A 24,546-nucleotide genomic window follows, 5' to 3' on the forward strand; every position below is an offset into this window, starting at 1 on the left:
AAGACATGGCTTTACATCAAATATCACACCACTTTAGCGGTAACGGTAAACGTGCTGCGCTACCACAAACCGTACATTGCGGCATCGTTGGTTCAGGAGATCTGGAAGTTTTACTGGAACCTAAAGCACTGGCAGGCGGTATCGATATCAGTATTTGCACGCCCGTGACCGGATTCGATCACATCTGGGAAATTGTACTTACACGCTTCCTGGACAATGGCCCACTTGGAGATATGCAAGTCAGCATCAATGACAACAACGCCACGCCTGCCGTTGTCGCACTCCGTCTGCAGCAAGCGTTACAACAGGCTCTGCCAGGAGAAAACCAACATGAGTGATCTGCGTTTTCTGGAAGCCAGTGCGCGTGAACGCGCAGAGGCATTAGTTGATAAAGGCACTTTCCGCGAGCTGATTGGTCCGTCGGCTAAACAGACAAGCCCCCATTTACCCATCCTCGGTGAAGCCGTGGAGTTCGATGACGGTGTCGTGACGGGGATTGGTTTACTCGGGCAACATCCGGCAATTGTTATCTCTCAGGAAGGGCGTTTTATTGGCGGTTCTGTTGGTGAAGTAGGCGGCGCAAAAATGGTCGGCGCGTTAATGCTGGCCGATGAACTGGCAACGCAATCTACTGATCCCGCTTATCGTCCTGTCGTCTTAATTTCCTTTGAAACGGGCGGTGTACGACTGCATGAGGCTAACGCCGGTTTGCTGGCGCACGCCGAGTGCATGGATTTACTGCAAACGCTGCGGAGCAGAGTACCTGTTGTGGCACTGATTGGCAGCAAAATTGGCTGCTTTGGTGGGATGGGATTTGTCGCCGCTGCAACTGACATCATTGTGATGAGTGAGTCAGGACGCCTTGGCCTCACCGGCCCTGAAGTTATCGAACAAGAGATGGGGCGTAGTGAATTCGACGCTTCCGACCGCGCCCTGGTCTTCCGTACCACCGGCGGTAAACATAAGTATATCGTCGGTGATTGTAACTATTTGATTGCCGATACATTAGCGGCCTTCCACCAGCAGGTAACGCAGATCGCTTCCCTTGCCTGGGCAGATATTGAAGCTATGCGGCGTATTGGCAGTGAAGAGAAAGTGCGTAAACAGATGGCACTGACGCAACACATCTGTGATCTGGCGCCAACCGATGCCCGTGATGTCTGGCTGGCAGCAGGGAATGCCACGCCACAATCGCTGGTTGATATGGATTTGGAAACGTTCCTGAGCAATGTCAAACGTTTGAGTGTGGAGGAAGCGTAATGGAAAACTTATTAGGCCAGGGCCGGTTGGCAATAGATCTTATTGTCGATGAAGGCAGTTTTGTGGAAAACGCGCTGACAGACCTGAATCTTCCTTGTGAAGATTACGGCCCCGGAGCTGTGGTCGGTAGTGCGCAGTTGAATGGCGAAATATGCACGGTGATCGCCAATGATGCTATGGCATTTAATCCACGTTTTCCGGTGGTTTATGCCGGAGTCATTGGGCTTGAAGAAGGCTACAAAATGGCTCTGGCCGTTTACCGAACCATGGAGATGGATCGCCTGAAAGATGCTACTGAAAAGCGCCCACTGGTACTGATAGTAGACACTCCGGGGAATGGTCCTGGCAAACTGGAAGAGATCATCGGTATGAACAAAGCCACGGGCGCTTATCAGCTGGCCCTGGCGCAAGCACGTCATGCCGGGCATCCGATCATCGCGATGGTGATTGGTCGTGCCATCAGTGGTGCGTTCCTTTGCCATGGATTACAGGCCGACCACATTCTCAGTTTGACCTCCGAATTTGGCACCATGATCCACGTAATGCCCCTCAGCAGTATTGCCCGTATCACACGTCAGGATGTGGAGCGACTTAGTGAACTTTCACGAAGCAATCCTGTTTTTGCTGCGGGGCCGGAGTTTTTCTGGCAACTGGGTGGCGTTGAAGAACTGCTGAACAGTATTGAGCAAATGAAAGAAGCGGTTGCTCGCCATGTTCACGAAGTGCGCTCTGCCAAACAGACCTTAGGTACGATTGCAACCGGGCCACAAGGGCGAGGGCTCTCTGGTAATCAGCGTGGCGGACGCCAAACGCGCAGTGCGATCCTGGCGCAAATGCGGCACGAGTATCAGGCCATTGCCGAACATTATCAGCCAGCCTGACAGGGGAAACGCACCATGAACGATCCCATCTCAACACTGGAATGGCTGGTGCAGGCTCAGCAGGGCATCCCTTCTTTTTCAGAGATGCCCCGTCGGACACTGGCAGACAAAGGTATTGCAGGGCCGACAGCGGCACATGTGATCGAGGAGATCCATACGCCACTTAATCTGGCAATGGTGACATTCACCACTGGCAGTAGTGCCTTTCAGAACATTGTGGGGGTGACATGGTGCGAATTACCGCTGCGTACAGAAGCAGGTAAACGCGTCCTGCAAGGGTGTGGAGTTACAACCGGGCAGCAGTTGCTGGTGACCTACGCTCCGCTGGTCAATGTTTTTACCTGCCAGGCGCTGGAAGCGTTTGATCTTCGCTGGTCGTTTTTATCGCACTCATGCCGTGATGCATTGCTGATCGCGCTATGTCGCCAAATGCCGGATGTGGTGATAGGAGAATCATCATTCTTACGCGCCACACTGGAACAAGCGCAGAAAATGAATCTTATCGACCGACTGCCCAAAAATCTGACGTTGATAACGGCGGGTACACCGTTAGATGAAGCTCTGGTGCCACTGGCCCAAAGTCTGGGATATACGCTGCATGATGTATACGGGTGCCAGGAATTTGGCTGGCTTGTTCTCGACGGCATACCACTGCGTGAGGATATTTCTCTGGTAGCGACCCGACAAGGTGATGACTGGCGGGAAGTTATCGTGGGCGGATTACCAACAGGCGACAGTTTTCCCGTCGGAACAGGCGGTCATCTCTGTAACCCGGCAGGGATAATCCAAACCTGGAAGCGGCGGCGTACCACGCCCGAGTATGAAATGGTTGTAGTAGCGACAACAGCACACCACCAGGAGATTGTCGAACGCACAGCACGAACAATTATGCGTATTAAGGGCAGGATTTGTCGGGTTTCGCCAAAACTACAAACGCTGGCGGAAGCCACTCATATCCAACTCATCCCCGGTATATTGCCGGACGATGCGTCTGGTTCAGTCCCTATCGATATTATCGGCCCCGATGCCACAGCACAATTTGACGCTCTGCTGGCATCACAGCGAGAGTTACAACAACAAGGGAAAAATGACCCCGCCTGGAGTAAGGCGCGATGAGCACGCTCAAACGCCATACTCTTTGCTGGGTAGCACAAACGGCACTGAGTGATATCGCAAAACAGTTTGAGCTGATGTTTTGCTCGCTTCCCGCTGACATTCGTCACCAGGCGCTGGCGACTCTTCTCAGCGGGGCATTACCCGGTATCGTACGACGTGGCGCACACACCACGGAGGAAGTTCCTCTTGGCTTTAGTTTCCCGTTGCGTTGGCTAGGGCAACGTCTGCGTCTGGCGGTAAACGTTCCCGTCAGGGCCATTGTTCGCAACTCAACTCCCGAGCAAACAGCTCGTCTGCCTTTGAGCAACCGTACAACAGCGACACGTGCGTTTAACAGGTTGCGAGAGAGTGGTTGTTGGCAAGAATTACGAATGGGTGTCTGGGGGTCAGTAGCTTTAGAGATGGTAACGCCATGGCAATGGACGGATAACCATTCGGATCTGGATATCCAGATTATGCCCGAATCATTGAGTTCTATTGCGCAATGCTTAGAGACGCTACGAAATATAGAGCATCATTATCAGTTACGTATTGATGGCGAAATTCTTCTCTCAAATGGATACGCCATAAATATTAAAGAATGGTTCAGCGGAAGTCTTACTCTGTTGGCTAAAGGCGAAAATGACGTTCAATTAATTACCCGTCAAGACGTCATTAAATTATCAAAAACATCTTTCAATTAAATATATTAAAGGAAACTAATATGTCTGAAGTTAAATCAAAAGTACCTGGCGTTGTTGATGAAGTTAAATCAGCTGCAGGAGATAAAATCGAAAAAGGTCAGGTGGTGTTGGTACTGGAAGCTATGAAAATGAAAATGCCGGTGGCATCTCCAGAAAGTGGAGTGTTAAAGGCTATTCATGTAAATCCCGGCGACCGAGTAAACCCTGGAGTGGTATTATTCGAAATCGCAGCAGAATAAGATGTTTTAATACTAAACGACATTCTTATGTGATGTTATTGCTATGCTTACATATCAGCGAACTAATAATTCGGTTCGCTGATATGCCAGGAGTCTATCCCTGTAGGTGTAATTGTGGACGGAATTTGGACACGGTGAAACCAGAGCGTACACCTGTATTGAAATATGTATGTACTGTTGAATGTCAAAAATATAAAAACATACTGTGCTGAAAGCTATTGTTTATTTATTGTTACTAAAAGACGGCAATCATGACACCGTTTTAACGTTTTGCTTTTAGTATGGATAAGCAAAGAGAAACATCATGATCATTTACGGTTTGATGTTAATGGGATTTTGTATGTTCGCCGGTCTGATGGTTGGCGATCTATTAGGCGCTTTACTGGGGATCTCAGCCAATATTGGTGGCATAGGTTTTGCCATGCTTTTCCTGGTCGTGTCATCACAAAAACTAATAGAAAAAGGACTGCTGTCAAAACCAGCAGAACAAGGAGTGGGTTTCTGGAGTGCGATGTATATCCCCATCGTTGTCGCCATGTCTGCGAATCAGAATGTTATTGCCGCACTTAAGGGTGGACCGGTGGCAGTTATTGCCGGACTCGGCGCGGTATTTATTGGTTTCCTGCTAATAAAACCGCTGAGCAAAATAGGCAGTAAGCCTTCTGACCAGCAAGTTGTAGACTAACGAGTAAGGCGAAAATATGGAACAGATATTCAAAACGCTATCCGGAAATTTTACCAGTAATGGCTTAATCACCGCGTTTGTCGTCGTCGGCGTTGTTTGCTGGGCAGCAAGTTGGATTTCCACACATTTACTACGTGGCAAAATTCATAGTTCTGCTATTGCTATTGTTGCCGGATTAATACTGGCATGGATTGGTGGCGAATTAACTGGAGGCAAAAAGGGCCTGGCTGATATCAGCCTTTTTAGCGGCATCGCCTTAATGGGTGGAGGTATGTTTCGTGACTTTGCCATTATTTCTACTGCTTTCGGTGTGAAGCTCGAAGAACTGAAAAAAGCCGGACTAGCCGGTCTGTTGGCGCTGATCATTTCTACTGTTCTCTCTTTTTATCTCGGTGCAGTTGTAGCCTGGGTATTCGGCTATACCGATGCAGTGAGTATGTCGACTATCGGTGCGGGTGCGGTCACATTTATTGTTGGCCCGGTAACCGGAGCTGCATTGGGTGCCACCTCCGATGTCATCGCTCTAAGTATTGCCGCAGGGGTAATTAAATCGATTGCCGTGATGATCCTGACACCACTGGTGGCAAAAGCAGCCGGGCTAACCACGCCAGCGGCAGCGATTGTTTATGGTGGCTTAATGGGATCGACCAGCGGAGTCGCAGCTGGATTGGCCGCAACAGATCCAAAACTTGTACCTTATGGCGCGATGACAGCAACGTTTTATACCGGACTCGGCTGCCTGTTGGCACCTTCGGTACTGTATCTCTCTTTAACGCCGTTCTTTTAATCACTGCCGCCTGTTGGTAATACAGCAGGCGTAAGGGGATGCTATGTATTCATTTCAGGGAATGAAACCAGGGCAAATTGCATTACTGGCGTCACTGTGTGCACAACAGGATGAAGATAATTTTCGCCAGAAGCTCTTAATAGACAGACCAGATCATCATGTCGGTTTTGCTTTTTTGACCGGAACAGCAGGAGAGATAAAAAATAAGCTTCAACGTAGCGTTATTGGATGTGCATTAAAACAACAAATAATACCTCGCCAGGAAATTGCTATCTTCTCACTTTGCCAACTCAGTAATCAGGCGCTAAATCAGGCTCTGGAAAATACCCTTTCTGAATCACATATCAGAATTAAAATATCACTAATTAGCAACTCGCGTTGGATTGCCGCCGCGATATATGGCGAAGCGTTGATTTATCAACGCATGAGCCAGGAAATTATGGGGCTGAGTTTACATCGGTTTTCTCCATCGTAAGTTGGCGAGCATACATTCGACACTCTGCTAATAAGGATAGAATACTTGGATGTGTTTCCTGGCTACGAGGAAATACCAATGATATTTCTTGCTCCATACGATAAGGTATCTGTAATGGTAAGAGCCGAATACCACTGGTAAAAAGGTCTCTCATTCTACCTGGAATTAATGAGTACCCAACCCCTGCATTTACCATACTCATAAGTGAAAATATGTCATGCACACGGACGGTAATTTCTGGCTCGAAACCGGCAATTTTAAATGCTTCCTGAAATCCTCGCCAGGTGGCAAACCCTTCACTAAGGGCGATAAATTTTTTGTTCTGTAACTGGCATAAATCAACCGGTGACTCCAAAAGATCAACATCAGTCACAGGAACAGCAAGGAAGATTGAATCAGAGAAAATGGTCCATGTTTCGAATAATTGAGTATTGTACTCGTCGGGGGTGGAGACTAAAACAGCATCAACCTTCCCTTCATTTAAAGCCTCAAGTAGTTTTTTATTCGAATTCATAATGAACTCTATAGTTAATTCAGGACGTCGGTTTTTTAATCCTTGCACAATTTGTGGTGCTGTTTTCATTACTAATGAGTAAAGTAATCCCAGACGAAGTGTTGGTGAATGATATCCGGCGGCTTCTCTGGTCAGATAAATACACCGTTCAAAACTATTTATTACTTCCCGCGCCTGCTCTTTCATTACCCATGCACCTGGCAGAGGATGCAAGTTCCGTCCATTATGCGTAAATAAAGAGCAGCGTAAATTATCTTCCAGAGAATGCAAAGCACGATGAACACTTACGGCAGAGATATTCATCGCCTCTGCTGTTTTTGATATATTCATCGACTCCATATATGAGAGAAAAATTTCTATTTTTCTCAGTGTGATTTCATTATTCAGCATATAAATACTTCCCTGTGAAAGGAGAATATTTATATTAGGGGATAATTCGATATTATTTTTTGAGCCAGATCGTTAAATCTGGCCCTGATATGAATTTGTTTATTGGTAAACGGGTAATAACTTAAAGCTCGATAAAATATGCACCAGCGCGTTACCGACACCAAATAGCAGAATCAGCACAATCATCGGCTTGCCGCCCCAGACGCGGAATTTCGGGCTGCCAAAGCGTTTACGCGATGCGCGGGCCAACAGCGCCGGAACGATTGCCGCCCAGATGGTAGCCGCTAAGCCAGCATAACCAATGGCGTACAGAAATCCGTCCGGGAACAACAAACCACCCACAACAGGCGGTGCGAAGGTCAACAGTGCCGTTTTCAAGCGGCCCATAGCCGAGTCATCGAAACCAAACAGATCTGCCAGATAGTCAAACAAACCCAGCGTAACACCGAGGAACGAACTCGCTACCGCAAAGTTTGAGAACACGACCAGCAGCAGATCCAGGCTACGGCTGTTCAGCACGCCGCTTAACGCCTGTACCAGCACATCAATATTACCGCCCTTCTCGGCGATGCCGATAAACTCCGGACGAGGGATGTTGCCCATCGTCGCCAGCAACCAGATGGTATACAGCGCCAGCGCCATCAGCGTACCGTAGACCAGACATTTCACGATAGTTTTCGGATCTTTGCCGTAATACTTCATCAGGCTCGGCACGTTACCGTGATAACCAAATGAGGCCAGACAGAACGGCAGGGTCATCAACAGATACGGTGCATAAGACGCATTGCTTTCCGCGACGTTAAACAATGTCGCAGGCTGCACATGCCCCAGCAAACTGCCGAAAGTGAGGAAGAAGGTAATAACTTTCGCCCCCAGCACAATCGCCGTCATCCGGCTTACGGCTTTGGTGCTCAACCACACCACGAACGCCACCAACAGTGCAAAACAAAATCCCGCCGCCCGTGCCGGGACATTCAGCGACATCTCTGCAAAGGTGTGATGCAGAATCGAACCACTGGCAGAAATATAGGCATAGGTCAGGATATAGAGCACAAAGGCAATGGATATGCCGTTGACCACGTTCCAGCCTTTGCCCAGCAAGTCTTTGGTGATGGTGTCAAAGCTCGAGCCGATTCGGTAATTCAGGTTAGCTTCCAGAATCATCAAGCCGGAATGCAGCATACAAAACCAGGTAAAGATCAGCGCCGCCATTGACCAGAAGAACCACGCACCGGACATGACCACTGGCAGAGAAAACATCCCTGCGCCAATAATGGTGCCGCCGATAATCACCACGCCGCCAAGCAGCGACGGTGACGTTTGGGTGGTGGTTAGTGTTGCCATGTGGGCTTCTCTCCAGTGAAAAATAGTGCGACTATGTTGTTATGTATTGCACTGTACCAGTACACGAGTACAAAAGACAAAAAAAAAGCCCCGATGGTTAAAATCGGGGCTGTATATATTATTTTACAGATTGTGTTCGCTAATCAGCGATGATTACGCATCACCACCGAAACGACGACGACCGGTAGAGTCATCACGGCGCGGTGCGCGGCCTTCACGACGTTCGCCGCTAAAACGACGACCATCACCACGACCACCTTCACGGCGTTCACCGCTGAAGTTACGACCGCCTTCACGACGTTCGCCACCGAAACCACGACCACCGCCACGACGCTCACCACCAGTATGCGGCTGTGCATCGCCCAGCAACTGCATGTTCATCGGCTTGTTAAGAATGCGAGTACGCGTAAAGTGTTGCAGCACTTCACCCGGCATACCTTTCGGCAGTTCGATGGTGGAGTGAGAAGCAAACAGCTTGATATTACCGATGTAACGGCTGCTGATGTCGCCTTCGTTAGCAATCGCGCCAACGATATGACGAACTTCAACACCATCATCGCGGCCCACTTCAATACGGTACAGCTGCATATCGCCAACATCACGACGTTCACGACGCGGACGATCTTCACGGTCGCCACGCGGGCCACGGTCGTTACGATCGCGCGGACCACGGTCGTCACGGTCGCGGAATTCACGTTTCGGACGCATCGGCGCATCTGGCGGAACAATCAGAGTACGCTCACCCTGTGCCATTTTCAGCAGTGCGGCGGCCAGAGTTTCGAGATCCAGCTCTTCACCTTCGGCAGTCGGCTGAATTTTGCTCAGCAGTGCACGGTATTGATCCAGATCGCTGCTTTCCAGCTGCTGCTGTACTTTAGCGGCAAATTTTTCCAGACGGCGTTTGCCCAGCAGCTCTGCGTTCGGCAGTTCTACTTCCGGAATGGTCAGCTTCATAGTGCGTTCAATGTTGCGCAGCAGACGACGCTCGCGGTTCTCAACGAACAGCAGCGCACGACCAGCACGCCCCGCACGACCGGTACGACCGATACGGTGAACGTAAGACTCAGAATCCATCGGGATATCGTAGTTAACTACCAGGCTGATACGCTCAACGTCCAGGCCACGGGCCGCAACGTCGGTCGCAATCAGGATATCCAGACGGCCGTCTTTCAGACGTTCCAGAGTCTGCTCGCGCAGCGCCTGGTTCATGTCACCGTTCAGCGCGGCGCTGTTGTAGCCGTTACGCTCAAGAGCTTCTGCCACTTCCAAAGTCGCGTTTTTGGTACGAACGAAGATAATCGCCGCATCAAAATCTTCCGCTTCCAGGAAACGTACCAGTGCTTCGTTTTTACGCATCCCCCACACAGTCCAGTAGCTCTGGCTGATGTCAGGACGGGTAGTCACGCTGGACTGAATGCGCACTTCCTGCGGCTCTTTCATAAAGCGGCGGGTAATGCGACGAATCGCTTCCGGCATAGTTGCAGAGAACAGAGCGGTCTGATGACCTTCCGGGATCTGCGCCATAATGGTTTCAACGTCTTCGATGAAGCCCATGCGCAGCATTTCGTCAGCTTCATCCAGAACCAGACCGCTCAGTTTAGAGAGGTCCAGAGTGCCACGTTTCAGGTGGTCCAGCAGACGGCCTGGAGTACCGACAACGATCTGCGGCCCCTGACGCAGGGCGCGTAATTGCACGTCATAACGCTGGCCGCCGTACAGGGCAACCACGTTTACGCCGCGCATGTGTTTAGAGAAATCCGTCATTGCCTCAGCAACCTGTACCGCCAGTTCGCGGGTCGGTGCCAGCACCAGAATCTGTGGTGCTTTCAGCTCAGGATCAAGATTTTGCAGCAGAGGTAAAGAGAATGCTGCAGTTTTTCCGCTCCCCGTCTGGGCCATACCCAGAACGTCGCGGCCATTCAGCAGATGTGGAATACACTCTGCCTGAATTGGAGATGGTTTTTCGTAACCCAGATCGTTAAGGGCTTCAAGGATAGGAGCCTTCAGGCCCAGATCTGCAAAAGTGGTTTCGAATTCAGCCATGTAGTACGTGTGCCTCAAAATTAATGGCGGCCAGTCTACATAACTCATCATGAAATTGATCAGCAATTTTCATTGAAAAGTGTGAACCGGCTCAAAGTAGGTGTATTAACGAACAACAACGCCCTCACCTGTTAAGGTGATGGCAATCAAAAAAGATTACGGGCTGATGTGTACGTCAGCTATTGCTGGTCCGATTCTGCCAGGTCATCTTGGTCCTGGCCCAGGAGCGATAATTCCAACAATGCGTATCGGTGCTCAACAAAGTTATGAACGTTGTTGGCAACCGCCAGTTTGAACAGTGCCGTGGCGCTGTCCAAATCCCCCAGACTTAGGTAGTACTTACCTAAATAGAAGTTGGTTTCACTGAGATGCTCAGCGAGCGAGGTGTTATCCGTTGCGTCCGCCTTGAGCCTTTCCATTAACGTTTGTTCGCTAATGTTGCCCAGGTAGAACTCGACAATGTTCCATCCCCACTGTTCCTTATCCGATTTTTCGAAGTGCTGTTTCAACACTTCTTTAGCCTGCTTCTCATCGAGCTTCTGCTCGGCGAGATAAAGCCACAGACTACGGAAAGGATCATTGGGATCGTCTTGATAAAACGCCAGCAGATCATCTTGCGCTAACTTATCACGACCGCCGTAATATAATGCGATCCCGCGATTCAAGTGCGCGTAGTTGTAAGTTGGATCAAGCTCAAGTACAGAATCAAACGCTTCATAGGCAGCATCAAAATTGCCTGCCTGCGTTAAATATATGCCTAAGTAATTGAATACTTCCGGCATATCCGGTCGGATTGCCAGCGCTTGCGAAAAATCGTTACGCGCTAATGCCCTCAGACCGAGACTATCATACAACACTCCGCGCTCATATAAAAGCTGTGCGCGTTCGTCATCGGTTAAAGCCCGACTGGCAAGGATTTGTTCCATACGTGCCAGAATCACTTCCTGCTGTAAAGTCGGTTGCAATGGTACCGCGAGGACTTCACTTTTACGCCAGGAAGTATTACTGCATCCTGCAAGCGTAAGTGCTGTCGCAACGAAACACCAGCGCAAAAAAGGCTTCATTTCCCACTCCCGAAGACCACGGTTGAATGAACGTCCTGTTCCCGGTTGCTAACAAGGCGTCCTGCCCGGTTAAAAGCCCCCCGCCGCAGCGGAGGGCAAATGGCAACCTTACTCGCCCTGTTCTGCAGCCGGAGCTTCCGGTGCTGCAGCAGGTTGAGACTGCTCAGTCGCTTCTTTAATGCTCAGACGGATACGGCCCTGGCGATCAACTTCCAGAACTTTCACCGGAACTTCCTGACCCATCTGCAGGTAGTCGGTCACTTTCTCAACGCGTTTGTCAGCGATTTGAGAGATGTGGACCAGACCTTCTTTACCGCCGCCGATGGCAACAAATGCGCCAAAGTCAACGATACGAGTCACTTTACCATTGTAGACGCGGCCTACTTCGATTTCTGCAGTGATCTCTTCGATACGACGAATAGCGTTTTTCGCCTTCTCGCCGTCGGTCGCTGCGATCTTCACAGTACCGTCATCTTCAATTTCGATGGTAGTGCCAGTTTCTTCGGTCAGAGCACGGATTACAGAACCGCCTTTACCGATAACGTCTTTGATCTTGTCTGGATTGATCTTGATGGTATGGATACGCGGAGCGAACTCAGAGATATCGCCACGCGGCGCGTTGATCGCCTGCTCCATGACGCCCAGGATGTGCAGACGCGCACCTTTAGCTTGATTCAGCGCAACCTGCATGATCTCTTTGGTGATACCTTCAATTTTGATATCCATCTGCAGTGCAGAGATACCGTCGCGGGAACCCGCAACTTTGAAGTCCATATCGCCCAGGTGATCTTCGTCGCCCAAAATGTCAGACAGTACAACGTAGTTGTCGCCTTCTTTCACCAGACCCATTGCGATACCCGCAACAGCAGCTTTGATTGGCACACCTGCGTCCATCAGCGCCAGAGACGCACCGCACACGGAAGCCATAGAAGAAGAACCGTTGGATTCGGTAATTTCAGACACTACACGTACGGTGTACGGGAATTTGTCCATATCCGGCATTACTGCCAGCACGCCGCGCTTCGCCAGACGACCGTGACCAATTTCACGACGCTTCGGAGAACCGACCATGCCAGTTTCACCTACGGAATACGGAGGGAAGTTGTAGTGGAACAGGAAGGTGTCAGTACGTTCGCCCATCAGTTCATCAAGAACCTGTGCGTCACGTGCAGTACCCAGCGTTGCGGTAACCAGTGCCTGCGTTTCACCACGGGTAAACAACGCAGAACCGTGAGTACGCGGCAGCACGCCAGTACGCACATCCAGACCACGGATCATATCTTTTTCACGACCGTCGATACGCGGTTCGCCTGCCAGTACGCGGCTACGAACAACATTTTTCTCGATAGCGTGCAGAATTTCACCCAGTTCGTTTTCGTCCAGGGTCTCGTCTTCAGCAAGCAGCGTCGCGATGGTTTCAGATTTGATGACATCAACCTGCGCATAACGCTCTTGTTTGTCGGTGATGCGATAAGCATCGCTCAGACGAGCTTCAGCCAGCGCAGCAACGCGCGCGTTCAGCGCTTCGTTTACCGGCTCCGGCTGCCAATCCCAACGCGGTTTACCGGCTTCTTTCACCAGTTCATTGATGTTCTGAATAACAACTTGCTGTTGTTCATGACCGAACACCACTGCGCCCAGCATTTGGTCTTCGCTCAGCAGTTCAGCTTCAGATTCAACCATCAGCACGGCAGCTTCTGTACCGGCAACAACCAGATCCAGTTTACTCTCTTTCAGCTCGTCCTGAGTCGGGTTCAGTACGTACTGGTCATTGATGTAACCTACGCGGGCAGCACCAATCGGACCATTGAACGGAATACCAGACAGAGACAGCGCCGCAGAAGCACCAATCATCGCGACGATATCCGGGTTAACCTGCGGGTTAACAGAAACCACGGTGGCGATAACCTGAACTTCGTTGACGAAACCTTCCGGGAACAGCGGGCGAATCGGGCGGTCAATCAGACGCGCGATCAGCGTTTCGCCTTCGCTTGGGCGGCCTTCACGACGGAAGAAGCTACCCGGGATACGACCAGCAGCGTAGGTACGCTCCTGATAGTTAACGGTCAGCGGGAAGAAGTCCTGACCTGGTTTGGCTTTTTTCTGGCCGACAACGGTAACGAATACCGCGGTGTCATCCATGCTAACCATAACAGCGGCAGTGGCTTGACGCGCCATCATGCCGGTTTCCAGAGTCACGGTGTGTTGGCCGTACTGGAATTTACGAACGATCGGATTAAGCAATGTAATATCCTTTCTCTTTCTTAGACAGCACCTTACGGCACTGGTGTTAATACCCGATCTTCTGCGCATCCTCGCGACTAATGACAACCCTAACCCAGCCCAATGTGGGTAAAGCCTCTCATTAGCCGCGCGAACCTCTGCAACGGAAGATCATTCATAGCAACAATACATTAGTTTCCAGTGAATTGCTGCCGTCAGTTTGAAAAAAGGGGCCACTCAGGCCCCTTTTCTGAAACTCGCAAGAATTAGCGACGCAGACCCAGGCGCTCGATGAGCTGGGTGTAACGTGCTACGTCTTTACGTTTCAGGTAGTCGAGCAGTTTACGACGCTGAGAAACCATGCGCAGCAGACCACGACGGCTGTGGTGATCTTTTTTGTGCTCTGCAAAGTGGCCCTGCAGGTGGTTGATCTGTGCAGTCAGCAGTGCTACCTGAACTTCGGTAGAACCGGTGTCGTTTGCGTCACGACCAAACTCAGAAACGATTTTAGCTGTTGCTTCAGTACTTAGAGACATTTTAAAACTCCAAAGTATATAGAATGAAAGGACGCCGATCTCTAATTCAGCGATCCCAGTGTACGTTACGCAAAGTGTTAAACAATTTACGCGACGTTAAGCGGCAGTATTCTACTCGTAGCGACCTGTTATCGCAAGACGGTTAACATTACGCCGGGTATTCAACCACCAGGCGACGAGGCGCAACGCGGCCTTCATCGTCAATTTCGCCCATACCGATAAACTTGCCATTCTCACCTTCTGTAACGCGAACCAGTCCTTCCAGCGGCGCACCGGATGTACGAACCGGGTTACCATTTTTGAAGTAAACAGAAGACGTTAACGGAAGATTCACCACCGGATAGTCCGAAGCTGGACTGTCCATTGGCATCAGTAATGGATCAAGTAACTCCGCTGCCGGAATATCCTGCTGCTCGGCTTGCTCAACCAGTTCACGCAGATGTTCCAGAGTCACCATCCGTTCAACCGGATATTTACTTACAGACAGGCGACGCAGGTAAATAACATGCGCGCCACAGCCGAGTTTTTCGCCGAGATCGTCAATGATAGTGCGGATATAGGTGCCTTTTGAGCAGTGAATTTCCAGCTCCAGTTCATTGCCTTCGTGGCGAATAAACAACAATTCATAAACGGTAATCGGGCGTGCTTCACGCGGGACTTCAATTCCCTGACGCGCATATTCGTACAGTTTTTTGCCCTGGTATTTCAGTGCTGAATACATCGAAGGGATCTGTTCGATATCACCACGGAAAGTATCCAGTGCCGCCGCCAGTTGCTCTGCACTAAAGGTTACCGGACGTTCTTCAACGATTTGTCCGTCAGCGTCAGAAGTATCAGTACGCTGTCCAAGACGCGCAATCACCCGATAGCGTTTGTCGGAGTCCAGCAGATACTGGGAAAACTTCGTCGCTTCTCCGAGGCAAATCGGCAACATGCCGGTCGCCAGCGGGTCCAGCGCACCGGTATGCCCGGCACGATTAGCGTTATAAATCCGTTTCACTTTTTGCAGTGCATCGTTGCTGGACATACCCTGCGGTTTATCCAGCAACAAAACGCCGTTAATGTCGCGACCGCGACGACGAGGACGACTCATTAGTCCTCCTTGCTGTCGTCCGGGTTAACACGACGTTCTTCGTCATGTTTGACCACGCTGGTCACCAGGTTTGACATACGCATCCCTTCAACCAGCGAGTTGTCGTAGAAGAAGGTCAGTTCCGGCACGATACGCAGGCGCATCGCTTTACCCAGCAGGCTGCGGATGAAACCAGAAGCTTCCTGCAACGCTTTGATGCCCGCTTTAACCGCGTCTTCATCTTTGTCGTTAAGGAACGTCACATAGACTTTTGCATACGCCAGGTCACGAGACATTTCGACACCGGAAACGGTGGTCATCATGCCCAGACGAGGATCTTTAATTTCGCGTTGCAGGATGAGAGCGATCTCTTTTTGCATTTCCTGCGCTACGCGCTGCGGGCGACCAAATTCTTTCGCCATAATAAATTCTCCTGACAAAAAAGGGGCTGTTAGCCCCTTTTTAAAATTAATTTCAGGTGGAAGGGCTGTTCACGTAGCCTGATAAGACGCGCCAGCGTCGCATCAGGCAATCCATGCCGGATGCGGCGTAAACGCCTTATCCCGCATAGAACCCTAAAAACCTTAAGCGATGGTACGTTGGATCTCGATGATTTCGAATACTTCGATCACATCGCCAGTGCGGACGTCGTTGTAGTTCTTAACGCCGATACCACATTCCATACCGTTACGGACTTCGTTAACGTCATCTTTGAAGCGGCGCAGGGACTCCAGCTCGCCTTCGTAGATAACCACGTTGTCGCGCAGAACGCGGATCGGGTTGTGACGTTTAACCACACCTTCAGTAACCATACAACCTGCGATGGCACCAAATTTCGGTGATTTGAACACATCACGAACTTCCGCCAGACCGATAATCTGCTGTTTCAGTTCCGGAGACAGCATACCGCTCATCGCCGCTTTCACTTCGTCGATCAGGTTATAGATGACGGAGTAGTAACGCAGATCCAGGCTTTCCGCTTCAATCACTTTACGTGCAGAGGCATCAGCACGTACGTTGAAGCCAACCAGGATGGCGTTGGACGCCGCAGCCAGGGTAGCGTCGGTTTCGGTGATACCACCTACGCCAGAACCGATGATCTTCACTTTAACTTCGTCAGTAGACAGTTTCAGCAAGGAGTCGGAGATCGCTTCCACGGAACCCTGAACGTCTGCCTTCAGAACGATGTTCACTTCGTGAACTTCGCCTTCGGTCATGTTAGCGAACATGTTCTCGAGTTTCGATTTCTGCTGACGTGCCAGTTTAACTTCACGGAATTTGCCCTGACGATACAGTGCAACTTCACGTGCTTTCTTCTCGTCACGCACTACGGTAACTTCGTCACCCGCAGCCGGAACACCGGACAAGCCAAGGATTTCTACTGGAATGGACGGACCTGCTTCCAGCACTTCCTGACCCATTTCGTTACGCATTGCGCGAACACGACCGTATTCGAAACCACACAGAACGATGTCGCCCTTGTGCAGAGTACCTTCACGTACCAGAACGGTAGCAACCGGACCACGACCTTTATCAAGGAAGGATTCGATAACCGCACCGCTCGCCATACCTTTACGTACCGCTTTCAGTTCCAGTACTTCTGCCTGCAACAGGATAGCGTCCAGCAGTTCATCGATACCGGTACCTGCTTTCGCAGACACGTGTACGAACTGGCTTTCACCGCCCCACTCTTCCGGCAGGATGCCGTACTGAGAGAGTTCGTTCTTAACGCGATCTGGATCGGCTTCTGGTTTGTCGATCTTGTTCACTGCAACCACAACCGGCACGCCTGCCGCTTTCGCGTGCTGAATTGCTTCGATGGTCTGCGGCATTACGCCGTCGTCGGCAGCAACAACCAGGACTACGATATCAGTTGCCTGCGCACCACGTGCACGCATTGAAGTAAACGCGGCGTGCCCCGGGGTGTCCAGGAAGGTGATCATGCCGTTTTCAGTTTCAACGTGGTATGCACCAATGTGCTGGGTAATGCCGCCCGCTTCGCCAGAGGCCACTTTCGTTGAACGAATGTAGTCCAGCAAAGAGGTTTTACCGTGGTCAACGTGACCCATGATGGTCACAACCGGCGCGCGCGGTTCAGCCGCAGCACCCGTGTCACGGTCGCTCATTACCGCTTCTTCCAGCTCGTTTTCACGACGCAGGATAACCTTGTGGCCCATCTCTTCAGCAACCAGCTGTGCGGTTTCCTGATCGATAACCTGGTTGATGGTTGCCATTGCGCCCAGTTTCATCATCGCTTTGATGACCTGAGAACCTTTAACCGCCATCTTGTTCGCCAGTTCACCAACGGTGATGGTTTCGCCAATCACAACGTCACGGTTAACGGCCTGAGCTGGCTTCTGGAAGCCTTGCTGCAGCGAAGAACCTTTACGTTTTCCGCCTTTACCGCCACGTACTGCTGCGCGTGCTTCTTCACGATCAGCTTTTGATTCAGAGTGTTTGTTGCCTTTCTTCGGACGCGCTGCTTTCGCGTTACGACCACGGCCACGGCCGCCTTCGACTTCACGGTCGCTTTCGTCTTCTGCCTGGCGAGCATGTTGAGAAGTAGTAACGTGATAATCGCTGGAATCTTCAGTCGGTTCCGCGTTATCAGTCCATTTGTTTTCTTCCGCCATACGACGTGCTTCTTCAGCAACGCGACGTGCTTCTTCTTCGAGTTTACGACGCGCTTCTTCTTCGGCTTTACGCTTGAGCTCTGCAGCTTCCTGCTCACGGCGGGCTTTTTCAGCCTGGGCGTTTTTAGTCATATCGTCTTGTTGATTGCTCACTTTGTCTTTTTCCGCAGCTTCACGTTTCGCTTGTTCAGCAGCTTCACGCTTAGCTTGTTCTGCGGCCTCACGTTCAGCTTTTTGTTGCGCCTCACGTTTGGCCGATTCTTCTGCCTCACGACGGGCTTGCTCTTCCGCTTCACGCTGCGCTTGCTCTTCCGCAGCAAGGCGTTCAGCCTCTTGCGGATCGCGTTTCACAAAGGTGCGTTTCTTGCGGACTTCGATTTGTACCGATTTGCTTTTTCCACCGGTACCAGGAATGTTAAGGGTGCTGCGTGTTTTACGTTGCAGCGTTAATTTGTCCGGGCCTGAATTTTTCTGATTCAGGTGGTCAATTAAAGTCTGTTTCTCTTGTGCGGACACAGAGTCGTCAGCAGACTTCCGGATACCTGCATCAGCAAATTGCTGTACCAGGCGTTCCACGGAGGTCTGTCGCTCTGCGGCCAGCGTTTTAATCGTTACATCTGTCATGCTGTTCCTTCCTGCTACAGTTTATTACGCTTCGTCACCGAACCAGCAAATATTACGGGCAGCCATAATCAGTGCTCCGGCTTTTTCGTCGGTCAACCCTTCGATATCAGCCAGATCATCAATGCCCTGTTCGGCGAGATCTTCCAGCGTACAAACGCCACGGGCGGCCAGTTTGAATGCCAAATCACGATCTATCCCTTCAAGGTTCAGCAGATCGTCAGCCGGTTTGTTATCACCGAGGCTTTCTTCCTGGGCCTGTGCAATGGTGGCCAGTGCATTTTTAGCACGCTCGCGCAGTGCTTCAACGGTCGGCTCATCAAGGCCTTCGATTTCCAACAGCTCTTTCATCGGCACATAGGCCAGTTCTTCCAGTGTCGAGAAGCCTTCTTCTACCAGGACAGTCGCAAAGTCTTCGTCGATGTCGAGATATTTGGTGAAGGTGTCGATCGCTGCGTGCGCTTCTGCCTGATGCTTAGCCTGCAGGTCGTCAACGGTCATCACGTTGAGTTCCCAACCGCTCAGTTGCGAAGCCAGACGCACGTTCTGACCGTTACGGCCAATCGCCTGCGCCAGATTACCGGCTTCAACGGCGATATCCATGGTGTGTTTATCTTCATCCACCACGATAGAAGCAACATCTGCCGGTGCCATTGCGTTAATCACGAACTGCGCCGGGTTATCATCCCACAGGACGATATCGATACGTTCGCCGCCCAGTTCAGTAGAAACCGCCTGAACACGCGCGCCACGCATACCTACGCAAGCACCTACCGGATCGATACGTTTATCGTTGGTTTTCACCGCGATTTTCGCACGAGAACCCGGGTCGCGAGCCGCTGCTTTAATTTCAATCACTTCTTCGCCGATTTCCGGCACTTCAATGCGGAACAGTTCGATCAGCATTTCCGGCTTGGAACGGGTGACGAACAGTTGCGCGCCACGCGCTTCCGGGCGAACGGAATAGAGCACGCCACGAACGCGGTCGCCAGGGCGGAAGTTTTCACGCGGCAGCATATCTTCACGCAGGATCACGGCTTCAGCGTTGTTGCCCAGATCCAGAGAGATGTTGTCGCGGTTTACTTTTTTCACCACGCCGGTGATGATTTCACCTTCGTGTTCACGGAACTGATCAACCACCATCGCACGTTCGGCTTCACGCACTTTCTGCACAATAACCTGTTTTGCCGTCTGGGTGGTGATACGGTCAAAGGTAACAGACTCAATCTGATCTTCAACGTAATCACCCAGATTCAGGCTTTCATCTTCAAAGCGCGCAGCTTCAAGAGTGATTTCTTTCGTTGGCTGGGTGACTTCATCAACTACCAGCCAGCGACGGAAGGTGTCAAAATCACCGCTTTTGCGATCGATCTGTACGCGGACGTCGATCTCTTGTTCATATTTTTTCTTTGTTGCTGTCGCCAGCGCGCTTTCCAATGCTTCGAAAATCTTCTCGCGAGGTAGCGCCTTTTCATTGGATACGGCTTCAACTACAGCCAAAATTTCTTTGTTCATCGCGGGCTTTTCACCTCATCCAGACTATTAAAAGTGGGGAACCAGGTTCGCCTTCTGGATATTACTCAGCGCGAACACTTCATCTTTACCTTCGACGGTAACTGTGATCATTTCACCGTCTACCGCTTTGATAACGCCCTGCCATTTACGACGGTTTTGTACCGCCATACGGAGAACCAGAGTCACCTCTTCTCCGACGAAACGGGCGTAGTGTTCAGCCGTGAACAGTGGGCGATCGAGACCCGGTGAGGAGACTTCCAGGTTATAAGCAACGGTGATGGGATCTTCGACATCCAGCACAGCACTTACCTGGTGGCTCACATCAGCACAATCATCAACATTGATGCCATCTTCACTATCAATATAGATGCGCAGTGTGGATGTGCGACCGCGAATAAACTCGATGCCAACCAATTCAAAACCCAGGGCCTCAACTGGCGCAGTAATCATCTCTGTTAATTTTTGCTCTAATGTGGACAAGCCCACCCCCAAGACATAAAAAAAGGGCCTAAAGCCCAGTTATTCTGTAGTCAGATAACAAAAAACCCCGATAAATCGGGGCTTTATATAACTGAACCCTATAACCGCAACTGCGGTCTGGAGCACTTTCCAGAAGGATTTTTTCAAATCCCACTACGAAGGCCGAAGTCTTCACAGTATATTTGAAAAAGGACTCTAAGGGAAAGTGGTTGCGGGGGCCGGATTTGAACCGACGACCTTCGGGTTATGAGCCCGACGAGCTACCAGGCTGCTCCACCCCGCGCCTGAAACGTGGCAAATTCTACTCGTTTTGGGTAAAAAATGCAAATACTGCTGGGATTTGGTGTACCGAGACGGGACGTAAAATCTGCAGGCATTATAGTGATCCACGCCACATTTTGTCAACATTTATTGCTAATCACATGAATGAATATCCAGTTCACTTTCATTTGTTGAATACTTTTGCCTTCTCCTGCTCTCCCTTAAGCGCATTATTTTACAAAAAACACACTAAACTCTTCCTGTCTCCGGTAAAAGATGATTAAATGAAAACTCATTTATTTTGCATAAAAATTCAGTGAGAGCGGAAGTCCAGGCTCATCATCAGTTAATTAAGCAGGGTGTTATTTTATGACGACGATTCTCAAGCATCTCCCGGTAGGTCAACGTATTGGTATCGCTTTTTCCGGCGGTCTGGACACCAGTGCCGCACTGCTGTGGATGCGACAAAAGGGAGCGGTTCCTTATGCATATACTGCAAACCTGGGCCAGCCAGACGAAGAGGATTATGATGCGATCCCTCGTCGTGCCATGGAATACGGCGCGGAGAACGCACGTCTGATCGACTGCCGCAAACAACTGGTTGCCGAAGGTATTGCCGCTATTCAGTGTGGCGCATTTCATAACACCACCGGCGGCCTGACCTATTTCAATACGACGCCGCTGGGCCGTGCCGTGACTGGCACCATGCTGGTTGCTGCCATGAAAGAAGATGGCGTGAATATCTGGGGGGACGGCAGTACCTATAAAGGAAACGATATCGAACGTTTCTATCGTTACGGTCTGCTGACCAATGCTGAACTTCAGATTTACAAACCGTGGCTTGATACTGATTTTATTGATGAACTGGGCGGCCGTCATGAAATGTCTGAATTTATGACTGCCTGCGGTTTCGACTACAAAATGTCTGTCGAAAAAGCCTACTCCACGGACTCCAACATGCTTGGTGCAACACACGAAGCGAAGGATCTGGAATACCTCAACTCCAGCGTCAAAATCGTCAACCCGATTATGGGCGTGAAGTTCTGGGATGAGAGTGTGAAGATCCCGGCAGAAGAAGTCACAGTACGCTTTGAGCAAGGTCATCCGGTGGCGCTGAACGGTAAAACCTTTAGCGATGACGTAGAAATGATGCTGGAAGCTAACCGCATCGGCGGTCGTCATGGCCTGGGCATGAGCGACCAGATCGAAAACCGTATCATCGAAGCGAAAAGCCGTGGTATTTACGAAGCTCCGGGGATGGCGCTGCTACATATCGCTTATGAACGTCTGCTGACCGGTATTCACAACGAAGACACCATTGAGCAGTATCACGCGCATGGTCGTCAGTTGGGCCGTTTGCTGTACCAGGGACGTTGGTTTGATTCCCAGGCGCTGATGCTGCGTGACTCCCTGCAACGCTGGGTTGCCAGCCAGATCACTGGTGAAGTTACCCTGGAACTGCGCCGCGGGAACGATTACTCCATCCTTAATACCATCTCTAACAATCTGACCTACAAGCCAGAGCGTCTGACGATGGAAAAAGGCGACTCGGTGTTTTCGCCAGACGATCGTATCGGTCAACTGACCATGCGCAACCTGGATATCACCGATACCCGCGAGAAACTTTTCGGCTATGCCAAAACTGGCCTGCTTTCCTCCTCTGCCGCCTCAGGCGTGCCGCAGGTGGAGAATCTGGAAAATAAAGCGAAATAAAACATCAATTTTTCCCTGCCCTTTTATGGGCAGGGTAATTCAGTTACTGCTTGTCCGCATTAAAATTTCGTCTTAGTTCCCGGTAATCAAACATTTCATGGCTTCCGTCAATAACCCGCGAATCCCCCTGATAGTGAGAGATCACGTCTTTAAGTGTTTTAGGTTGTTCTGGTCGGGTAACGCCCATCCACGCATTGATAAGATAGTCGTTATAAGCAGTGGAAAAAATATCAGTTACTGTCGAACGATCAACGTTCTCACCGAGCATTGGGCTGTACCAGATAAACATCGGTACATGATAAGCTTCCTGACTAGGTTTCTTCCCACCGTGGAAATAGCTATGTTTTGCCGTTGGATCGCGTTCAAGCCCATGGTCAGCAAAATACATAACCGAGGCTCGCTTATTTTTAAGCAGCGCAAAGACCTGCCCTAAAATGCTATCGGTGTAATGAATTGAGTTGTCATAACAGGCATCCTGATTATCCAATGGATAATACACAGCTTTGGCTTTTGGATATGTGGCGCAAACAGGTTCATGACTGCCAACCAGATGGAGAACAATCAGTTTCTTATTTGGCGATTTTGTATTTAATGCCTCAGCCAGATGCGGAAGCAACAATTCGTCATATCCTCTGACATAGACTCTTTCTTTCGCTCGCATCGCAATACTGGCAACAGCAGTCCCGTTCTGTCTGAATGCAGATTGAGCACTAAGCCAGTATGTGTCAAACCCAGCCTGATTAGCCATATTAATGATGTTGTCAGGGTAATGCTGGATATCGTGATCAAATACAGTATCCACAGTTAAAGTAAGGGGAACGGCTAACGCAGTATAAGGCGCTCCGCTTATCGCCTGAGTAAAAAGCTTAATACGATCCTTCTGTTTTTCGAGCTGTGGCGTTGTCGATCTGTAATGCCCATAGATGGACATATTCGAGGCCCTTACTGACTCCCCTACAATTAATACATAGTCATCGATGCCATTATCGCTTAGTTCTAATTGATAGCCTGGCACTTTGTCAGCAATGGCCATCAGCCTGTGGTATTCCTTTGCGGCTAAAGCGAAATAATTTAAGTTGAAAAAGGGTGTATATGTTGCGAATCGGGATGCCACAATATAAGGATCTACCGTTTTCTTTGTTTTTTTATCTTTAAGGGCAAACTTGACTGAAGAAAATAAGCTTATCGCAATCAGAATCAGCAACAACGTCACTGTGATTTTTTTACCCGGTAGCGAAACATCATATATTATTACCGAGGATAAAAAGAGTGCGAACAGGGCAAGGAAAATAATGCAATAAACAATATAAAGCCCCAGCATCTTTGTAATCTCATCTGGATCACTTTGTAAAACGCTTATCGCAAAGCCATCATTGAAACTGGTGCCGAAGGTACACCATGCATAGAGGCTGATGCAGAGATCCGCAGCAGCCAACAGCATAACTGGGATACCAAATAATAAACGTAAAGGGAAAGACGCTGTGCGTTTTATAACAAGGATAAAAAGCACAAAGAAAAGTGTTCGATGAACCAGATGTGATCCTGAAGAAGCAATGATATTAATCAGAGAAAAAATAATTACACAAAAAATTATAAGCCAGTTATTTTTAATTTTTCGAAATACGTTATGTGCAGCCATCCCCAAACCCGTAGATAAGAACAGAGTAAATATCGACGGCGTGCGATTTTATACATTAGAAAAACTGAAGTCCTGATCTATATCATTTTGAAAAAATGTTTACACTTAGCTTATATGCTCTACCAAACAAAAGTGATTCAGATCTTATTTTGAAGGATTTATGCGGAGTCAGGAGGCAAAGAGAGAGGAGTTGAGGGGGCTCGTTATCCAGCCAATAAAATGCGGGGATATAAAACAAAAAAAGACGCTTTTCAGCGTCTCTTTTCTGGAATTTGGTACCGAGGACGGGACTTGAACCCGTAAGCCCTATTGGGCACTACCACCTCAAGGTAGCGTGTCTACCAATTCCACCACCTCGGCACGGATACTACT

The 24,546-nt window shown here is 49.9% G+C and carries 23 protein-coding genes and 2 tRNA genes; 10 read left to right on the forward strand and 15 right to left on the reverse strand.

Annotated elements, in window-relative coordinates; translation table 11 throughout:
• The first annotated feature begins 5 nt into the window (after nucleotides 1-5).
• The 9 genes from mdcC to EFER_RS15795 all read left to right on the forward strand — a co-directional run bounded on the left by mdcC (nucleotide 6) and on the right by EFER_RS15795 (nucleotide 6,126).
• A complete protein-coding gene (gene mdcC, locus EFER_RS15755) occupies nucleotides 6-338 on the forward strand; it encodes a malonate decarboxylase acyl carrier protein (protein WP_001173717.1) in 333 nt (110 codons plus the stop codon).
• The gene (locus EFER_RS15760) at nucleotides 331-1,260 is read left to right on the forward strand and encodes a biotin-independent malonate decarboxylase subunit beta (RefSeq protein ID WP_001281759.1); all 930 of its coding nucleotides are present in this window, start codon (nucleotides 331-333) and stop codon (nucleotides 1,258-1,260) included. The genes mdcC and EFER_RS15760 overlap by 8 nt, the downstream gene beginning before the upstream one ends.
• Nucleotides 1,260-2,141, forward strand: coding sequence for a biotin-independent malonate decarboxylase subunit gamma (mdcE, locus tag EFER_RS15765; protein ID WP_000429349.1), 882 nt, complete (start codon nucleotides 1,260-1,262; stop codon nucleotides 2,139-2,141). Before EFER_RS15760 ends, mdcE begins: the two co-directional genes overlap by 1 nt.
• 15 nt (nucleotides 2,142-2,156) lie before the next feature.
• Nucleotides 2,157-3,257, forward strand: coding sequence for a hypothetical protein (locus tag EFER_RS15770; RefSeq protein ID WP_000999547.1), 1,101 nt, complete (start codon nucleotides 2,157-2,159; stop codon nucleotides 3,255-3,257).
• A complete protein-coding gene (mdcG, locus tag EFER_RS15775) occupies nucleotides 3,254-3,940 on the forward strand; it encodes a malonate decarboxylase holo-[acyl-carrier-protein] synthase (protein ID WP_000105688.1) in 687 nt (228 codons plus the stop codon). The genes EFER_RS15770 and mdcG overlap by 4 nt, the downstream gene beginning before the upstream one ends.
• Nucleotides 3,941-3,960: 20 nt before the next feature.
• A complete protein-coding gene (locus tag EFER_RS15780) occupies nucleotides 3,961-4,179 on the forward strand; it encodes a biotin/lipoyl-containing protein (protein WP_000005647.1) in 219 nt (72 codons plus the stop codon).
• Nucleotides 4,180-4,483: 304 nt separating this feature from the next.
• Nucleotides 4,484-4,864 carry a malonate transporter subunit MadL gene (gene madL, locus EFER_RS15785; RefSeq protein ID WP_000587896.1) on the forward strand — a complete coding sequence of 127 codons (381 nt, stop codon included), beginning with the start codon at nucleotides 4,484-4,486 and terminating at the stop codon, nucleotides 4,862-4,864.
• 16 nt (nucleotides 4,865-4,880) lie between these two features.
• Complete coding sequence (madM, locus tag EFER_RS15790; RefSeq protein WP_000434942.1) at nucleotides 4,881-5,651, forward strand: malonate transporter subunit MadM; 771 nt, start codon at nucleotides 4,881-4,883, stop codon at nucleotides 5,649-5,651.
• A 43-nt stretch (nucleotides 5,652-5,694) separates the two neighbouring features.
• Complete coding sequence (locus tag EFER_RS15795; protein ID WP_000286809.1) at nucleotides 5,695-6,126, forward strand: HutP family protein; 432 nt, start codon at nucleotides 5,695-5,697, stop codon at nucleotides 6,124-6,126.
• Here the strand turns inward: EFER_RS15795 and EFER_RS15800 are convergent.
• From EFER_RS15800 to EFER_RS15860, 13 genes are all read right to left on the reverse strand, one after another.
• Nucleotides 6,089-7,030 (reverse strand): LysR family transcriptional regulator, encoded by a 942-nt coding sequence (locus EFER_RS15800; protein ID WP_000933763.1) that lies wholly within the window; start codon nucleotides 7,028-7,030, stop codon nucleotides 6,089-6,091. The genes EFER_RS15795 and EFER_RS15800 overlap by 38 nt on opposite strands.
• 99 nt (nucleotides 7,031-7,129) lie before the next feature.
• Nucleotides 7,130-8,374, reverse strand: a complete 1,245-nt coding sequence (gene mtr / locus EFER_RS15805) for a tryptophan permease (RefSeq protein WP_000224326.1) — start codon at nucleotides 8,372-8,374, stop codon at nucleotides 7,130-7,132.
• A 153-nt stretch (nucleotides 8,375-8,527) separates the two neighbouring features.
• Entirely contained in the window at nucleotides 8,528-10,417 is a 1,890-nt protein-coding gene (gene deaD, locus EFER_RS15815; RefSeq protein WP_001295553.1) for an ATP-dependent RNA helicase DeaD, read from the reverse strand.
• A complete protein-coding gene (yrbN, locus tag EFER_RS23850) occupies nucleotides 10,410-10,490 on the reverse strand; it encodes a protein YrbN (RefSeq protein ID WP_010723222.1) in 81 nt (26 codons plus the stop codon). The genes deaD and yrbN overlap by 8 nt, the downstream gene beginning before the upstream one ends.
• 106 nt (nucleotides 10,491-10,596) lie before the next feature.
• Complete coding sequence (nlpI, locus tag EFER_RS15820; RefSeq protein WP_000802080.1) at nucleotides 10,597-11,481, reverse strand: lipoprotein NlpI; 885 nt, start codon at nucleotides 11,479-11,481, stop codon at nucleotides 10,597-10,599.
• A gap of 108 nt (nucleotides 11,482-11,589) precedes the next feature.
• On the reverse strand, nucleotides 11,590-13,725 hold the full coding sequence (gene pnp, locus EFER_RS15825; RefSeq protein ID WP_001296445.1) for a polyribonucleotide nucleotidyltransferase: 2,136 nt from the start codon (nucleotides 13,723-13,725) through the stop codon (nucleotides 11,590-11,592).
• 245 nt (nucleotides 13,726-13,970) lie between these two features.
• Nucleotides 13,971-14,240: a 30S ribosomal protein S15 gene (gene rpsO / locus EFER_RS15830; RefSeq protein WP_000059466.1), complete on the reverse strand. Its 270-nt coding sequence runs from the start codon at nucleotides 14,238-14,240 to the stop codon at nucleotides 13,971-13,973.
• Between the two features lie 148 nt (nucleotides 14,241-14,388).
• A complete protein-coding gene (gene truB / locus EFER_RS15835) occupies nucleotides 14,389-15,333 on the reverse strand; it encodes a tRNA pseudouridine(55) synthase TruB (protein WP_000089706.1) in 945 nt (314 codons plus the stop codon).
• On the reverse strand, nucleotides 15,333-15,734 hold the full coding sequence (gene rbfA / locus EFER_RS15840; protein ID WP_001040205.1) for a 30S ribosome-binding factor RbfA: 402 nt from the start codon (nucleotides 15,732-15,734) through the stop codon (nucleotides 15,333-15,335). Before rbfA ends, truB begins: the two co-directional genes overlap by 1 nt.
• A 162-nt stretch (nucleotides 15,735-15,896) precedes the next feature.
• Complete coding sequence (gene infB, locus EFER_RS15845; RefSeq protein WP_000133052.1) at nucleotides 15,897-18,569, reverse strand: translation initiation factor IF-2; 2,673 nt, start codon at nucleotides 18,567-18,569, stop codon at nucleotides 15,897-15,899.
• Nucleotides 18,570-18,593: 24 nt separating this feature from the next.
• Entirely contained in the window at nucleotides 18,594-20,081 is a 1,488-nt protein-coding gene (gene nusA / locus EFER_RS15850; protein ID WP_001031046.1) for a transcription termination factor NusA, read from the reverse strand.
• A gap of 27 nt (nucleotides 20,082-20,108) precedes the next feature.
• A complete protein-coding gene (rimP, locus tag EFER_RS15855; RefSeq protein ID WP_001300397.1) occupies nucleotides 20,109-20,561 on the reverse strand; it encodes a ribosome maturation factor RimP in 453 nt (150 codons plus the stop codon).
• A 206-nt stretch (nucleotides 20,562-20,767) separates the two neighbouring features.
• A tRNA-Met gene (locus EFER_RS15860) sits at nucleotides 20,768-20,844 on the reverse strand.
• Between the two features lie 347 nt (nucleotides 20,845-21,191).
• On the opposite strand from EFER_RS15860, the gene argG reads away from it, so the two are divergent.
• Nucleotides 21,192-22,535 carry an argininosuccinate synthase gene (gene argG / locus EFER_RS15865; RefSeq protein ID WP_000207694.1) on the forward strand — a complete coding sequence of 448 codons (1,344 nt, stop codon included), beginning with the start codon at nucleotides 21,192-21,194 and terminating at the stop codon, nucleotides 22,533-22,535.
• A gap of 43 nt (nucleotides 22,536-22,578) precedes the next feature.
• On the opposite strand, the gene EFER_RS15870 is transcribed toward argG, so the two are convergent.
• Together EFER_RS15870 and EFER_RS15875 are read right to left on the reverse strand one after the other, a co-directional pair.
• Nucleotides 22,579-24,174, reverse strand: coding sequence for a phosphoethanolamine transferase (locus EFER_RS15870; RefSeq protein ID WP_000718857.1), 1,596 nt, complete (start codon nucleotides 24,172-24,174; stop codon nucleotides 22,579-22,581).
• A 273-nt stretch (nucleotides 24,175-24,447) separates the two neighbouring features.
• Nucleotides 24,448-24,534, reverse strand: a tRNA-Leu gene (locus EFER_RS15875).
• Between the last annotated feature and the right edge of the window lie 12 nt (nucleotides 24,535-24,546).

It is taken from the genome of Escherichia fergusonii ATCC 35469, from assembly GCF_000026225.1.
GTDB lineage: Bacteria > Pseudomonadota > Gammaproteobacteria > Enterobacterales > Enterobacteriaceae > Escherichia > Escherichia fergusonii.